Genomic DNA, 13,037 nt, shown 5'->3' on the forward strand with positions numbered 1-13,037 from the left:
GGCACCGCCTTGGGCGTCGGGACCATCGGCATGAGGTCCGCGATCTCGGTCCAGAGCGGGATCAGGTTCTCGCGGTCAAAATCCCGGTACAGCTCCTTCAGCTGCGCGGCTTCCTCGGGCGTCGGCTCCGGAGCAGTGTGCCCGGCGGCCACTGATTCATGAGTCGTGTTCTCGATCATGGCTATCCTTCTACTGTGCGTGGGCGCCGGCGGCAGCCAGGCGTTCGGCGATGTCGGCGCGGAGGTCCTTTTTGTTGATCTTGCCGACCTTGGTGGTGGGCAGTTCATCGACGACCACAAGATGCTCCGGGATTTTGAAGGCAGCAACACCGGTCCGGCGCAGCAGCTCCTGGATCTGTTCAAGCGTCACTTCGCGTCCGGGCTTGACCGTGATGTAAAGGCAGAGCCGTTCACCAAGCATCTGGTCCGGCATGGCGACCGCGGCCGCCATGGTCACGTCGTCGATCCGGTAAACCAGGCTCTCGATTTCCTCGGCCGAGATTTTCTCCCCGCCGCGGTTGATCATGTCCTTGTCGCGGCCCTGGACGATCAGGTTCCCGTCGGGACGCCGCTCGACAATGTCACCGCTGGCGTACCAGCCGTTGGCGGTGAAGGCCCGGGCGTTGGCCTCGGGGGCGCGGTAATAGCCTCTGGGGGTGTAGGGCCCGCGGGTCAGGATGGACCCGGGAACGCCGTCCGGCAGGTCCTCGCCGGCCTCATCGACGATGCGGACCTCGTCGGCTTCGGACACGGGGCGGCCCTGCGTAGTGCAGATGATGTCTTCGGGATCATCCAGCCGGGTAGTGTTGATGAGCCCCTCGGCCATGCCAAAGACCTGCTGCAGCGTCGCGCCCAGAACCGGTTTCACTTTCCGGGCAATCTCGTCCGGAAGGCGCGAGCCGCCGACCTGAAGCACGTCGAGGCTGGCCAGCTGCTTGGTGCCTGCTTCCTGCTGGTACTCGATCCATCGCTGGGCCACTGCGGGGACCGCGGTTGAAAGGGTCACCCCCTCACGTTCGATGGCGGCGAAGGCCTTCCGCGGTTCGGGGCTCGGCAGCATGATCACGCGGCCACCGGCGAACAGGATCCCGAGGATGCCCGGGCAGGCCAGGGGAAAGTTGTGGCTCGCCGGAAGGGTGCCCAGATAGACGGTGTCCTCGGTGACTCCGGTGGGAATCGACGTGGCTTTGATGTTGTAGGCGTAGTCGTTGTGGGTCCTGGTAATCAGTTTGGGCAGCCCGGTGGTGCCCCCCGAGAGCAGAAACAGGGCCGGCGAGTCAGGCGACGGCGCAGCGGCGTCCAACCGTGCGCGGGCGCCCGAAACGTCCTTGCCTGGTGCCAGGATGTCCTCGAGGCCAACGTTCAGGGGGTTCGCTGCACCGGAGACGAGGATGATCTCCAGCGACGGAATGCGTGAGGCAAGTTCTTCGGCCATCGCCTGGTGGTCAAAGTCCTTGATCACGTCCGGCACGGCGATGGCCCGTGATTCGGAGAGCTCCGTGAGGAACGACAGCTCATATTGCCGGTGTGCCGGCAGGGCCATCACCGGGATGATGCCGGCCCGGAAACAGGCCAGGGTCAGCACCGTGAACTGCCAGCCGTTGGGCAGCTGGACCATGATGCGGTCGTCCGCTTTCAGGCCCAACTGCAGGAGGCGTTCTGCGGCCGCATCCATTCTGTTGGCCACTTCGGCGTAGCTGAGCCGGACGTCACCGTCCACAATCGCAATTTTTTCCGGCAGCCGGTCGGCCGTGTCGAGAATGTAGGCGCCGAGCGTGCGGTCTTCCCAATAGCCCTTGCTGCGGAATTCGGCCGCGAGGTCCGCCGGCCAGGGGATGGTGCCCTCACTGGTGTGGTTTGTCATTTCATGTCCTCCTCGACATTGATAACTACTGCATCAAGGGCCACGAGCCCGCCGTGGGTCAGGCGCAGGGGGTTGATTTCGATCTCCGCGATTGCGTCGTTCGAAACAAGCGCGTCGCCGAGCCTGACCAGGAGGCCCGCCAGCTCCTCCGTCTCAAGCATCGGCCCGGAACGGAAGCCGTACAAGAGCTCGCGCGCCTGCAGGTCGCCGGGCATACCCTCCGCCACACGGACGGACAGGGGCGCGGAACGGATGGAAATATCGGCGAAGACCTCCGCGGTGGTGCCACCCAGGCCCAGAACGGCGATCGGCCCGAAGACAGGATCACGGCGGACGCCGACCACCAGGTCGATACCGGACGGAGCCATTGCTTCGACGAGGAATTCGCGGGCACCGGCGGCCTCAAGCCCGTCTAGGGCCCGGTCCATGGCCGCGGGGGAGTTCACCCCCAGGTGCACACCGCCGATCTCGGTCTTGTGCAGAACGGCGGCGTCGAGCAGCTTGACCGCAACCGGACCGCCCAGCTCGGAGAGGGCGTCCTGGGCCGCGGCGCGGGTGCTGCAGCGTCGCCGCGCAGGGGTGGCGATGCCGAGGGCGCCGAGGAGTTCCTTGGCGCGGTTCTCGTCCCAGGGCCCTTCCAGTTCCGGCCAGGTGAAGGCTCCGGCTGGTGCTTCGGCGCGCTGGAATTGTCCGCGGGCGTCGTTGACCAGGGCGGTAATGCCGTGGGCCAGCGACGTCGGTCCGCTGACCAGTGGCAGGTCGTGCTGCTGCGCGGACTTCTTCGCGCGTTCCAGGTCGCCGTCGGGGCCGTCGACGCCGATCAGGAACGGCATTGTGCCGGCCACTCCGGAATTGGCGACGGCGAGAGGGAGGTCGGCGACGGGTTCGGTCAGTCCGTACACCGCTACGACATCGATGGCCGGGTCGGAGGCCACGGCGGCCACGACCTTTTCGTAGCCGGGACCGGGGCGGCCGGTGTCCACAGGGTTGGCCTGGAAGGTCAGCGGCGGCAGCAGCGTGCCGATGGTGTCCTGGCTGGCCTGTGCCAGGCGCGGGAGCGTCACGCCGGCGCTGTGTAGGGCATCGGCGATCAACAGTCCGGGGCCCGCCTGCCCTGTGATGAGTCCGACTCCGGGGTCGGCCGCCGGCGCAAGCCTGCGCCCGGCCAGGGCGGTGACAGCGGCCACCAGCTGGGTCTCGTCGTCGACGATCACGGCCCCGGCCTGCTTCAGGACCGCCCGTGTGGTGCGCCAGGAAGTGGCCAGGGCGCCCGTGTGCGACTGGGCGAACTCTGAGACGTCATTTCGCCCGACGACCAAAGCCACGACCGGCTTGACGGCACTGAGGCGTGAAACGGCGTCGACGAGAGCCGGTCCGTCGGCGACTGTTTCCAGGTGCAGGGCGACTGCCTTGGTTTGTTCATCGGAGATCAGGTAGTCGAGCACATCGGGTGCGCTGATGTCGGTGCCCGCGCCGATGCCGACGGCGAGGCTGACGCCCGCTCCTGCGCGCTGCAGGTGGAATGCCAGGACGTGGTTGACTCCGCCGCTTGCCGCCACGACGGCCACCGAACCCGGTTCCAGTTCTGCGACGCCGGGCACGAAGCTGGCGCGCAGGTTGCGGCGGGGCACGAAGAAGCCGGATGTGTTGGGGCCGAGCAGCCGAATGCCGGTCTCCCGGACAGCTGACTCCACCTGACGGGCGAATTCAACGCCGGGACCGCCTGCTTCGGCGAAACCCCCGGCGCAGACGAGGGCAGCCGCGGCGCCGTTCGCTGCACTGTCGCGCAGTGCCTGGGCGGTGGCGGCGGCGGGTACGCAGAGCACTGCCAGATCGGGGCCGCCCGGAATTGCTGCTGCGGCGTCGGCGATGGTGGTGTGCATGCCGTTTTCGCCGCGGCTGTTGACGAGCTCAACGGGAGCCGGGTAGTTGGCCAGCGACTGTGCCATAACGGCGCCGAGCTTTTCCGGACTGGACGAGGCGCCCACGACGATGATGCCGCGGGGTGCGAATAGTGGTGTGAGGCTATGCATCGGTCGCCTCCGTGCCTTCCGTTGCAACGGCGTCGGCCCGGCCGGAGAGCACCAGGGTCAAAGCCGACACCGGTCCCCGGTCATCGACGATGACGCTGGTCAGGCCCCGGCCCAGGCGGGCTTCCTCCGAGAGGAGGATGCGGGTAAACGGATTGCCGCCCCGGATGACAACGGCTGCGGCCCGGGCAGGCAGGAGCTCGAAAGCGGCCGGCAGGCCCGCTTCGGTATCGGGGGCGGTGAGCAGCAGCCCGGTGTTGACATCGGCGTCGACCGGGTTGGTGGTCAGCACCAGGCTGCCGCCGGGACCGGTCAAGGCTACCTGGCCGTCCCGCTCTGCCAGGGAGAGCTGGCGCCGCGCGAACTCGGCGGAACCTGCGGCGAGCGGTGCTTCCAGCGGTGAGCTGCCGTGTTTGGCCAGCCAATCCTGTTCCGCAGACGCAACCAGCTCCGGGTCGCGCTGGCGGATCTTGTCGATGTCGATGCTGCGCGAGAAGAAGTGGAACGTGAACTGGGTCGGGTCGAAGGAGTTGTAGTACCGGGCGAAGTGTTCCCACCAGCTCAGGCCTCCGCGTGCCTGGTTCTGGATCTTGGCCACCTGTGGCTGGCGTTCGGCTTCGTAATTGGTGAAGGCCAGTTCGAGGTCGTCTTGGTTCGCAGCGATTTCGCGGACCAGCGTGATGGCGTCTTCCATGGCCATCTTGGTGCCGGAACCGACGGAGAAGTGTGCGGTGTGGACGGCGTCGCCGAGCAGGACGACGTTGCCCTTGTGCCAGGAGCGGGTGCGCCGGGTGCGGAAGTTGGCCCACCGGGAGTTGTTGGCCACCAGCGGCTCACCGGCGATGTCCTCGGCGAACAGTTTCTCAAGGAAACGCTGGGTCTTGAGGTCGGAGGGTCCAGGCGGCTGGCTGGCATCGAATTCGTCGAGGCCGGCCTTCCGCCAGGTGTCTTCGTCGGTTTCAACGATGAAGGTGCTGAGCTCATCGCTGATCGGGTAACCGTGGACCGCGAAGTTGCCGAATTCACTTTGCCGGTGGACGAAGGTGAGCCCGTTGAACTTGTAGGTTGTGCCGAACCAGATGAACTTGGCCGTTGCGGTCTCGGCGGTGTGGCCCAGGCCGTCGCCGAGCTGTTCGCGGGTGGAGGAGTTGGCGCCGTCAGCGCCGACAATCACATCGAAGCCGTCGAGCTGGGACAGGTCGGGGACGTACTGGCCAAAGCGCATATCGACGCCGACTTCTGCCGCCCGGTCCTGCATGAGCTTCAGGAGGGTCTTGCGGTAAATGGCGGCCATGCCGTTGCCGGCGAAAGACTTCTGTTCACCTTTGAGCCAGATCTCGATGTCATCCCAGTGGGTGCCGTAGTCCCGGAGTCCGTTGCGAACTACGGGGTCGGCGTCGTTGATCCGGTTCAGCGTTGCGTCGGAGAAGACCACGCCAAAGCCGAAGGCGTCAGTTGCCTGGTTCCGCTCAAAGAGCACGACGTCGGCGTCGGGAACGGTCTGCTTGAACAGGGTTGAGAAGAACAGTCCGCCGGGACCGCCGCCAATGCAGGCTATGCGAAGTGCCATCGATGCCACCTTTTAGAGATTTGGGGGAGGACGTGTGCTACGTCTCGTTCTTATTATGTAACGGTTCCCCGCTGATCGTCAACTATTTGTTACATCTCACGGTTGCGACGGACCTTCCGATGATTCCTCGACGAGTTAGGCGACGATCTCCTGCCCTTGCCCGACGGGCTGGCCAATGATGCCGGAGACGAATTCCGTGGCAGCAGGCCCGAGCTGGCGGTGGATTGCACCAAACAGGCTGTACGCCTCGCTGCTGGGCCAGCCCTTGGGCTGCAGCTCGAGGGGCAGGTGGGGGTCCCGGAAAGGGAAGCGGCGGAAGTCGCCGATTATCTGCATCCGCTCGATGAGTGCCGTTCGCCCGTCCTTGCCGGCGTTGGCTGCCTCATCATCAAGGGCGGCGTAGGTGCGGATGAACTGCCGATAGTCCGCACCGATCTGCTCAAGGTCCCAGCATCGAGCGGCAAGGTCCCTGTCCTCCTCGAGGTCGCCGGTCCCGCACCAAAGGGCATCAACTTTGGCCAGCGGATGTTCGGCGGCAATCTCGCGGACCTCGGAGATGAGGTCGTGCGGGCTCAGCCAGGTCGATGGCGACAGCTGGCCGAAACCATGCCACGCAAGCTGCTTGCGGAGCTGTTCCCGGACGGCGCGTTCGGATTCCGGGACCTGGTAAATGGCCATGGTCCAGCGCCCCTCCCACTTTTCGTCCCGCCGCCGGAAGATCCGCTCGCGCCCCTCGTTGAGGATCTCCAGCATGTGGGGGGTGAGGGAGTACACCGTCTCCCGCCCCACGCGCCGGGTGGTGAACCAGTCCTCCTTGCGCAGGCGCGAGAGGTTGACGCGGACCGTGGCCGCCTCAATGTCAAAGACCGCGAGAAGCTCCGTGATATCGGCAAGCCTGACCTCGCTCCCGGCATACCGGAGGTAGTCCCCGAAAAGATCCAGGATCAGGGCTCTGGGTTTCCACTGCATAAAGCTTCTCCAATACTTGCGTGCCCGCGGGACGTCAATCAGGGAAAGTGCAACACCCCTGTTGACGCACAACACATTTATGTTACATTCAGTTGTGGGTCAGGTCACAGCCGAACGACCCCTCATCTCTGGCACAGCCACAACGTCGTGTATATCACCTGGAGTCCCCAATGGCTTTTCAATCGCCTGTCTCACCTCCGGTTCGCCCTCGCAAATCGGCAGCCGCTGTCATCTTTCTCTGCTTCCTGGCCATCGTCTTCGATGGATACGATCTGGTCGTCTACGGTGCCATCGTCCCCAAACTCCTCGCCTACGAACCTTGGGGCCTGACTCCGGTGCAGACCGGCGCTATCGGGAGCTATGCCCTGGCCGGGATGTTCATCGGAGCCATCCTGATCGGCTACCTCACTGATATCGTCGGGCGCCGGAAGGTCATGATGGTTTCCATCGCCTCCTTCTCGCTGCTGATGCTGCTGACCGCCTGGGCGCCGACGCCCGAGCTGTTCGGTTTGTTCCGCTTTCTCGCGGGTCTGGGCCTGGGCGGTGTGATCCCGACGGCGATTGCACTGACCGTGGAGTTCTCCAAGTCCAACCGTCGCAACTTCAATAACGCCCTGATGTTCTCCGGATACGCCGTCGGCGGGATCCTCGCCGCACTCCTCGCCCTCGCCTTCCTGCCCACGCTCGGATTCCGGGGCATGCTGGCACTCGGCGGCGTACCACTCATCGCAGTCGTCCCTCTGCTGTACAAGTTCCTTCCCGAATCACCGGCGTTCCTCGCCGCCAAGGGAGACCGGGTGCAGGCGGAACGCATCATCTCCGAATACGGGTTGGAGCCGCTGCCCGAAGTTCTGGCACAAGGGGACGCGCCCGTGCGCGGCCGTTTCCGCACCCTGCTGACCGGGCGTCTGCTTCGTGCGATGATCCTCTTCAGCCTGGCCGGTGTCTGTGGCCAGACCCTCGTGTACGGGCTCAATACCTGGCTGCCGCAACTCATGGTCATCGCCAAATACTCGCTGGCCTCCTCCCTGACATTCCTCCTGACCGTCAACATCGGCGCCGTTGTAGGCGTGCTCGTTTCCTCCCGCCTGGCAGACCGCTTCGGTCCCCGGCCCGTTACCGCCACGGCCTTCGCGAGTTCCGGACTGGCGCTGGTCCTGATGGGAACCGGCGTCATGCCGCTTCCGGTCATGTACCTGCTGGTCGCGGTGGTCGGCTTCGGGTCAGTGGGCGCCCAGATCCTCGTGAACGGATTTGTCGCAACGTACTTCTCCGGCGCAACCCGGGCGACCGCCCTGGGCATCACGCTCGGCGTCGGACGGATCGGGGCCGTCCTGGCCATCTCGGGCGGCGGCGTGCTGGTGGCCGCCTCACTCGGCAACTTCATCAACTTCTCGGTCTGGGCGATAGCAGCAGCCATCGGCGTCGTCGCGGTCCTGACCGTACCGCGCCTCCCTGGCACCCCATCCACGGGCATTTCCTCGGCGACGTCTGAGCCGCACGTATCCAACAGCACCATCAAACACTAAGAACCCTTTTGCCGAGCCGGAGCCCCGGCTGCCCCGGCCGCATCCAAACCTAGGAGTCCACTTGCAAACTCAACTCATCATCGACAACCAGCCCCGGAACGGCCGCGAGGGCAAGACGTTCGAGCGGCGAAACCCGGTGACGGGCGTACTCGTGACCGAAAGCGCGGCAGCCGGCGTCGACGACGCGCTCGACGCTGTCGAGTCGGCGTCACAGGCCTTCAGCACCTGGTCAACCACCGGCCCCACCGAACGGCGGGCTGTGATGCTCAAAGCCGCCGACATCATGGAGCGGCGCGGCCCGGAGTTCATCGAGACAATGATGTCTGAAGTTGGTGCAGCTCAGCTCTGGGCCGGGTTCAACGTCTTCCTCACTGCGCAGCTCTTCCGTGAAGCAGCCGGGCTCGCCACCCAGATTCAGGGGGAGACCCTCCCGACGGACAAGCCGGGTACCCTCTCTATGACGGTCCGGCAGCCCGCCGGGGTTGTTCTCAGCATGGCCCCCTGGAATGGAGCAGGCGTGCTTGCTGCCCGGGCCATTGCGTACCCGATCGTCTGCGGCAACACGGTGGTCTTCCGTGCCTCGGAGACCAGCCCGAAGACCCATGCGATCATTGCCGAGGTCCTGCACGAGGCCGGACTTCCGGCCGGTGTGCTGAACTTCCTGACCAGCACCGCGGAAGACTCCGATCGGGTTGTCGAATCCATCATCGCGCACCCGGCGGTCCGCCGGATCAACTTCACCGGCTCAACGGCAGTGGGGCGTATCATCGCCGAAAAGGCGGCCCGGTACCTCAAACCGGTGCTGCTCGAGCTTGGCGGCAAGGCACCGTTTGTCGTCCTCGATGACGCTGACGTCGACGGCGCCGTCAATGCGGCCGTCTTCGGCTCCTTCCTCTACCAAGGCCAGATCTGCATGTCGACCGAACGCTTCGTCGTTGACGAGAGCGTGGCCGACGAGTTCGTTTCCAAGTTCGCCGCCCGCGCAGCGCAGCTGGCCGCCGGAGACCCGCTGACCGACGAAGCCTGCATCGTCGGGCCCATGATCCGCGAAGAGTCGGGCCCCAGGATCAACGGCCTCATCGATGATGCACTGGCCAAGGGAGCGGAACTTGTCGTCGGTGCCCGTGCCGACGGTGCATCGATGCCGGCCACCATTATCGACAAAGTGCGGCCCGAAATGTCCATCTACGATCAGGAAACCTTCGGACCGATCACCACTGTTGTCCGCGTTTCCGGCGTCGAAGAGGCGGTCCAGGTCGCAAACGATACAGAGTACGGTCTCGCTGCGGCCGTTTTCGGCGCCGACAGCACCCGGGCATTGCAGGTTGCCATGCGGATCCAAGCAGGACACGTGCACGTCAATGGGGCAACCGTTCAGAACGAAGCCCAGGCTCCCTATGGCGGCATGAAAAACAGTGGCTACGGCAGGTTCGATGGCAGGGCCGTCATCAACGAGTTCACCGAGCTGAAGTGGATCACAGTGGAGCAGTCCGATCAGCCGTACCCCTTCTGAACCAGAGCCCGAGGCATCCGACAAAAGGAACGAAATAACTATGCAGGTAACCGCAGCAGTGGCCCGGGAGCCACGGCAACCCCTCACAATTGAAGAACTTGAGCTGGACGATCTGCGCCCCAACGAGGTGCTCGTAAAAATGGTGGCCTCAGGTGTCTGCCACACGGACGCCATCGTGCGTGACCAGGTGTATCCCACACCGCTGCCGGCCGTCCTTGGGCACGAGGGGGCCGGGATTGTCGAGAGGATCGGCGATTCGGTCACCACGGTTCAGCCGGGTGACCACGTCCTGCTCGCTGCCGCCTATTGCGGCAAGTGCGACCTCTGCCGGTCCGGCCAGATGGCCTACTGCGAGAATCTCTTCGCCGCTGACTTCGGGGGCCGGAGGCCCGACGGGACCACGGCACTGAGCAAGGACGGCGAAGTGATCTCCTCCCACTTCTTCGGCCAGTCGTCGTTCGCGACCTACGCCAACGTCGTCGAGGAAAGCGTGGTCCGGATCGACTCCGACGTCCCCCTGGAGATCGTTGCCCCGCTCGGCTGCGGCATCCAGACCGGAGCCGGCGCAGTCCTCAACGAACTCAAGCCCACGCTGAACAGCACCCTTGTGGTCATCGGGACCGGCGCCGTCGGATCAGGTGCCATTATGGCCGGCGGGATTTCAGGGTGCGCCCGTATCATCGCCGTCGACATCCACACGTCCCGGCTCGACCTCGCGAAGGAACTGGGAGCGACGGACGTCATCAACACGAAGGAAGCTGACCTGACGGAGGAGATCCTCCGGCTGACGGGCGGGCGTGGAGCTGACTACATTGTGGACACGACCGCCCGGCCGGAGCTGCTCCGCCAAGCGGCCGATGCCCTGGCCCTCCGGGGCACGCTGGCGCTGGTCGGCGCCGCCGCACCCGGAACCGAGGTCTCGTTTGAGATCGGGCTGTGGCTGGTCAAAGGATGGACGTTCAAAACGGTAATCCAGGGAAGTTCCGTACCGCAGGTGTTCATTCCCAAGCTCATCCAGTTGTGGAAAGACGGCCGTTTCCCCATGGACAAGCTGATGCGCAACTACAGCCTGGATGAAATCAACCAGGGGTTCGAAGATTCAGCCAAGGGCACGGTCATCAAGCCTGTCATCGTGTACTAGCCACTGGTTTCACTCCAGTTGCACTGGCAGTGAACATCCGGGACGAAAGAGGACGACGGCGGGGAGTTCCCGCCGTCGTCCTCTTTTTAAGTAGATGTCAGGTTTTAAGTAGATGTCAGGGCCGCTGTGGGCCCGCCGCTACTTGGTGACCTGAAGTCCGGTGTCCCAGTTGAAGTCGGCGAACTCCGGGTTGGCCTGCATGGTCATGAGGACGAACTGGAAGCCTTCCAGTTCGCGGGCGCGCTTGAGCGGACCGACGACCAGGGGCCGCATGCCGCCGGCGCTGACGAAGCTGCTGACTGCCTCGTTGGCTTCCGCGTTGTCCCCGGCGATGAAGACGTCCAGCGGGTGTCCGCCCGACTCGCCGGCCACCAGGGTGCCGGCGAAGGTTGTGTTGAATGCCTTGACGACGTGGGCATCGGCGGGGGCAAGCTGTGCGATTTCTTCGGCGGCGGAGTTTCCGGGCTCAACAACCAGGGAATCGAAAGTCGCGAAGTTCACCGGGTTCGTAATGTCCACAACGGTTTTGCCGGCCAGGGCAGCGCCATAAGTGCCGACCACGGACTTGGCTGCGTCGAACGGGACGGCCAGGACCACGATGTGGCCCTGCGGGGCGTCGGCGGTGGTGCCGAAGGTGACGCCGGCGCCGAGCTCGGCGGCCAGTTCCTGCGCCTTGCCGGCGTCCTGTCCGAGGATCTCGACGGTCAGGCCGCCGGCGAGGGCCCGGGTTGCGATGCCGCGGGCCATGTTGCCGTTGCCGATGATGGTGAGGGTGGTCATTGGAGTCTTCTTTCCGAGGATGCGGGCCAGGAGGGATTTCATCAGATCCTGTTTCTCTTGTGGAGCATTGCTTGAAGCTTCAACTAAATGTACAGGCATTAGCTTGAAGCGTCAAGCATTTGGAGTGGGCCTGAATCTATGCTTCCATGGAATATAGTTCTGCGGAATGTATGGCGCTATGCGGATTCGCGGCGCTTCCCGACGCAGCGTTGGGGGAGTCCCGGGCCGCTCCGGCCCCCGCATTCCCTGGAGCCTTGCTCTAGTCCTGTCAACAAAGTAATGGATCGGCGTGGGTCGATCGGAAGCCTGAGGTAAGTGATGTTCACGCTCGATAGCCGCTCGACTGCGGTCCTGGTGGTCGACATGCAGAACGACAATCTCCATGAAGACGGGGCGTTTGCGGGCACGGGGGCGGCGGCGCACGCAGTCCAGCAGGGTGTCGTCCCCAATGTGATGCGCGTACTGGACGCCGCGCGTGCTGCCGGCGCCGCGGTCTTCCACAACCGCATCGTGGTCTATCCCGGCCGCGATGTCGGCGGTGACAATGCTCCCATCTTCCGGATGCTCGGCCCCGAGTCTTTGAAGGTGGGCTCGTGGGGAGCGTCCGCCGTCGGGGGGACCGGGCCGGTCGGTGACGAGATCGTGATCGATCGGATCCGGATGAGTGCATTTAACGGCACTCCCTTGGACATCATGCTGCGGAACCTTGGCACGAAGACAGTGGTCGTGGTGGGCGTGTGGACCAACATGGCCGTTGAGCACACCGCAAGGGACGCCGCAGACCACGGCTACCGCGTGGTCGTCGTCTCCGATGCGACGTCCAGTATCAATGCTGAGTGGCAGGAAGCCGCTCTCGGATTTGCGCTCACTAACATCGTCGAGATAGTCGACACGGATGCCGTGGAGACCTCATTCGCCACGACAGCGAGATAGGGGCGCTGACCCGGAAATTAGGTCGGCCCCGGCTCCTGCAGAAAGACTGCCGCCAGGTCTACGGGCCTTTAGCTAGGAAGGCCCGCGGACCAGGCCTTCGGCGTCTCCGGCGAGCAGTTCGCTGGTCCGCATGATGGACGCGCGCCTGCGTTCCGCATCCGGCGTGCCGGTTATGACAAGGTGGACATTCGGGCTCGAAACCCAGGCGTGACAGAGAGTTACGATCGTCAGCAGCAGGTCTTCCGCCGCGGTCTCGCTCGCCGCGGGGAGCGCACCCCGGATTTCGGTCACTTTATTGGCTGAGCGGAGGGCGCGAATCTCGGCGCCGACCGGATATCCCCGCTCCAACCCCTCCCAGAAGGTGAGCCTGGCGAGACTCGGGCGGCTCCTGGATAGATCAAAGTACCGGCCCGCGAAATCGGCGATGGCAGCAGGTCCCTCGCCGACGATCGGAAGGTCGTCGAGGGCAGTGACGAGCTGGCGGGTGAGTGCCGCTTCAAAGAGTTGGGCCTTGCCGCCGAAGTAGAAGTAGATCCGTTCGCGGTTGCACCCTGAGTTCCGCGAAATCTGGTGAATGCGCGCACCGGAGAAGCCGCGTTCTGAAAACTCGGCGATGGCCGCATCAAGAAGTTTCTCCCGCGTCGCGTCAGTGTCCCAGGCCATGCACCCAATCCTATCTCCAACCGTTCGTTTGCTTTTGCCTGAGGTG

At 64.6% G+C, this 13,037-nt stretch carries 10 protein-coding genes and 1 pseudogene; 4 read left to right on the top strand and 7 right to left on the bottom strand.

Annotated features, from left to right (window positions below; translation table 11 throughout):
• From ABIC21_RS18375 to ABIC21_RS18395, 5 genes and pseudogenes are all read right to left on the bottom strand, one after another.
• Nucleotides 1-179 (bottom strand): annotated as a pseudogene (locus ABIC21_RS18375) (cupin domain-containing protein); the annotation flags it as partial.
• Nucleotides 180-189: 10 nt separating this feature from the next.
• The gene (locus tag ABIC21_RS18380) at nucleotides 190-1,863 is read right to left on the bottom strand and encodes a (2,3-dihydroxybenzoyl)adenylate synthase (protein ID WP_354351816.1); all 1,674 of its coding nucleotides are present in this window, start codon (nucleotides 1,861-1,863) and stop codon (nucleotides 190-192) included.
• Nucleotides 1,860-3,896 carry an acetate--CoA ligase family protein gene (locus ABIC21_RS18385; protein WP_354351817.1) on the bottom strand — a complete coding sequence of 679 codons (2,037 nt, stop codon included), beginning with the start codon at nucleotides 3,894-3,896 and terminating at the stop codon, nucleotides 1,860-1,862. Before ABIC21_RS18385 ends, ABIC21_RS18380 begins: the two co-directional genes overlap by 4 nt.
• Nucleotides 3,889-5,463 carry an FAD-dependent monooxygenase gene (locus ABIC21_RS18390; RefSeq protein WP_354351818.1) on the bottom strand — a complete coding sequence of 525 codons (1,575 nt, stop codon included), beginning with the start codon at nucleotides 5,461-5,463 and terminating at the stop codon, nucleotides 3,889-3,891. The genes ABIC21_RS18385 and ABIC21_RS18390 overlap by 8 nt, the downstream gene beginning before the upstream one ends.
• Before the next feature lie 135 nt (nucleotides 5,464-5,598).
• Nucleotides 5,599-6,432 (bottom strand): PaaX family transcriptional regulator, encoded by an 834-nt coding sequence (locus ABIC21_RS18395; RefSeq protein ID WP_354351819.1) that lies wholly within the window; start codon nucleotides 6,430-6,432, stop codon nucleotides 5,599-5,601.
• Nucleotides 6,433-6,602: 170 nt separating this feature from the next.
• Here ABIC21_RS18395 and ABIC21_RS18400 point away from each other — a divergent pair, with 170 nt between their 5' ends.
• The 3 genes from ABIC21_RS18400 (at nucleotide 6,603) to ABIC21_RS18410 (ending at nucleotide 10,615) form a co-directional block, all read left to right on the top strand.
• Entirely contained in the window at nucleotides 6,603-7,961 is a 1,359-nt protein-coding gene (locus ABIC21_RS18400) for an MFS transporter (RefSeq protein WP_354351820.1), read from the top strand.
• Between the two features lie 61 nt (nucleotides 7,962-8,022).
• A complete protein-coding gene (locus ABIC21_RS18405) occupies nucleotides 8,023-9,474 on the top strand; it encodes an aldehyde dehydrogenase (RefSeq protein WP_354351821.1) in 1,452 nt (483 codons plus the stop codon).
• A 40-nt stretch (nucleotides 9,475-9,514) separates the two neighbouring features.
• On the top strand, nucleotides 9,515-10,615 hold the full coding sequence (locus ABIC21_RS18410; RefSeq protein WP_354351822.1) for an NAD(P)-dependent alcohol dehydrogenase: 1,101 nt from the start codon (nucleotides 9,515-9,517) through the stop codon (nucleotides 10,613-10,615).
• Nucleotides 10,616-10,753: 138 nt separating this feature from the next.
• Here ABIC21_RS18410 and ABIC21_RS18415 read toward each other — a convergent pair whose 3' ends face one another.
• The gene (locus tag ABIC21_RS18415) at nucleotides 10,754-11,437 is read right to left on the bottom strand and encodes an NADPH-dependent F420 reductase (RefSeq protein WP_354351823.1); all 684 of its coding nucleotides are present in this window, start codon (nucleotides 11,435-11,437) and stop codon (nucleotides 10,754-10,756) included.
• Between the two features lie 276 nt (nucleotides 11,438-11,713).
• Between ABIC21_RS18415 and ABIC21_RS18420 the strand changes: the two genes are divergently transcribed.
• Entirely contained in the window at nucleotides 11,714-12,328 is a 615-nt protein-coding gene (locus ABIC21_RS18420; protein ID WP_354351851.1) for a cysteine hydrolase family protein, read from the top strand.
• A 72-nt stretch (nucleotides 12,329-12,400) separates the two neighbouring features.
• Here the strand turns inward: ABIC21_RS18420 and ABIC21_RS18425 are convergent, their stop codons facing one another.
• Nucleotides 12,401-12,991: a TetR/AcrR family transcriptional regulator gene (locus ABIC21_RS18425; RefSeq protein WP_354351824.1), complete on the bottom strand. Its 591-nt coding sequence runs from the start codon at nucleotides 12,989-12,991 to the stop codon at nucleotides 12,401-12,403.
• Between the last annotated feature and the right edge of the window lie 46 nt (nucleotides 12,992-13,037).

The sequence above is a fragment of the Pseudarthrobacter sp. PvP090 genome (genome assembly GCF_040547365.1).
Lineage (GTDB): Bacteria > Actinomycetota > Actinomycetes > Actinomycetales > Micrococcaceae > Arthrobacter.

Coding starts and splice junctions, on each gene's coding strand:
- ABIC21_RS18400 (WP_354351820.1), top strand. CDS start 6,603: ATGGCTTTTCAATCGCCTGTCTCACCTCCGGTTCGCCCTCGCAAATCG.
- ABIC21_RS18390 (WP_354351818.1), bottom strand. CDS start 5,463: ATGGCACTTCGCATAGCCTGCATTGGCGGCGGTCCCGGCGGACTGTTC.
- ABIC21_RS18385 (WP_354351817.1), bottom strand. CDS start 3,896: ATGCATAGCCTCACACCACTATTCGCACCCCGCGGCATCATCGTCGTG.
- ABIC21_RS18415 (WP_354351823.1), bottom strand. CDS start 11,437: ATGAAATCCCTCCTGGCCCGCATCCTCGGAAAGAAGACTCCAATGACC.
- ABIC21_RS18425 (WP_354351824.1), bottom strand. CDS start 12,991: ATGGCCTGGGACACTGACGCGACGCGGGAGAAACTTCTTGATGCGGCC.
- ABIC21_RS18380 (WP_354351816.1), bottom strand. CDS start 1,863: ATGACAAACCACACCAGTGAGGGCACCATCCCCTGGCCGGCGGACCTC.
- ABIC21_RS18420 (WP_354351851.1), top strand. CDS start 11,714: ATGTTCACGCTCGATAGCCGCTCGACTGCGGTCCTGGTGGTCGACATG.
- ABIC21_RS18395 (WP_354351819.1), bottom strand. CDS start 6,432: ATGCAGTGGAAACCCAGAGCCCTGATCCTGGATCTTTTCGGGGACTAC.
- ABIC21_RS18410 (WP_354351822.1), top strand. CDS start 9,515: ATGCAGGTAACCGCAGCAGTGGCCCGGGAGCCACGGCAACCCCTCACA.